The 1,535-nt window shown below is 51.8% G+C and carries 2 protein-coding genes; both read right to left on the bottom strand.

Annotated features, from left to right (window positions below; genetic code table 11):
* On the bottom strand, positions 1–480 hold a 480-nt coding region (locus V6D20_20205), incomplete at its 3' end, for a DUF305 domain-containing protein (GenBank protein ID HEY9818102.1).
* Between the two features lie 341 nt (positions 481–821).
* Complete coding sequence (locus V6D20_20200; GenBank protein HEY9818101.1) at positions 822–1,304, bottom strand: hypothetical protein; 483 nt, start codon at positions 1,302–1,304, stop codon at positions 822–824.
* Positions 1,305–1,535: the final 231 nt, after the last annotated feature.

The raw sequence follows: 1,535 nt of genomic DNA, 5'->3' as shown, positions 1-1,535 counted from the left end.
AACCTGTTGAGTCGACAAAATATCTTGGGCAAGTTGCTGAACGTCTGGTCGGCTACTTTTCTCTAGAGCATCCTGGGCCATAGCGAGTGCCCCTTCATGATGTGGGATCATGCCATTGATAAAACGTAGGTCAAACTCATCATCAGCAGCACCCAAGGCACCACTCATCATCATGGCAGCTTGCATATCAGGCGTCATAGCCATGGAATGTCCCATAGCTGCGTGATACATCACGGGCTCTTCGATCGCATCTGGGTACCACGCTTGTCGCCACTGCTGCATACGGTCAATTTCAACCTGCTGAGCAGCAATAATTTCCTCTGCCAATTGCTTTATTTCATCCCGCTGAGAATTTTGTAGAGCTGATTCTGCCATAACGACTGCACCTTGGTGATGCAAAATCATGCCGTCAATAAACCGTAAATCGAACTCTGCGTCACTCGGGCCGAGATCCATCATCATCATGGAATGGTCGCCCATGGGTTCATCTCCCATGAGCATAGCTGTAGAGTCTAACCCTTTAGGTGCTGGGGATGACGTGCTGCATGCACTCACCATTACAGGTAGGGACACCAGTCCGCCCACTATTATCCATGAAGCCAATTTTTTTCTCAGAGTCATCGGATGTCAAACCTTTTTTCCACGATAAAGGCGGTTTTTCGCTTTTAAACACACTGACGAGCCCAACAGAACTGTCAGTTTTCAGTTTGCCACCCAAACATGAAATGCGAATGAAATGGAACAGGCCTAAACGCTAGGGCAACCCGGGTTCGGGATAAGCTGAAAGCCTCATTCTCTCGTGGGCTGAGATCTTGATTCTTTCATTCAACCAGATGAAAAATTCCCTTAACCCGAACTGACGTTAGATAAAGGCCCGCGATCGCCGGGTCTGCCACCCCCCGCACGCGTCCAATGCGGCTGACTTCCGGCAGCAACCGCTGGGCTACTTCGTAGTTGTCATCGACAAAATAGGTGACGCCCAAATTGAGGAGGATCAGCGATCGCAACCAGGAATAGTTTTGTGGCAACAGTTGCAGCGCTTTTTCCATAAAGGCGACTGATTCGACGTTATTCCCCTGCTGTCGGGCCTTCATTCCCTTCAGGGCGACCACCAATCCCCAGAGATGATCAGTGTTTTCCGTCTCGGATGTGTTCTCTTCCAGCCGTTGCTCCATCTGTTCAATGACGGCAACCGCTTCGGCAAACTGGGAAGCGGTAAAACCCACCCAGGACTTTGCCGCCAGCAACCAGGGACGAGCCTGAACCAGGTTAGGGGGCAACGCCGCCAAAGCATCACTTAGCACGATGGCATCCAGTCACGGGTTTTCGCTGGTCTGCATTTCCTGCTCGATCAGCAGGGCAGCATAGTCAAAGGTATGGGCGGCGATCGCATGGTGTAAGGCATCGGCAATATAGCCCTGATGCTCATACCACATCTCGCTCGTCTAGGGCCAGCCCACCGGCTGTTGGGTCTGCTGTGTCCACTCGCCCAGGGCTGTCGTTTTACCAAAACCGGCCGGGGCAGACACCAAAAT

It is taken from the genome of Candidatus Obscuribacterales bacterium (assembly GCA_036703605.1).
GTDB lineage: Bacteria > Cyanobacteriota > Cyanobacteriia > RECH01 > RECH01 > RECH01.
The sequence above is the reverse complement of the archived record's forward strand: the minus strand, read 5'-3'. Positions and strand labels throughout refer to the sequence as shown.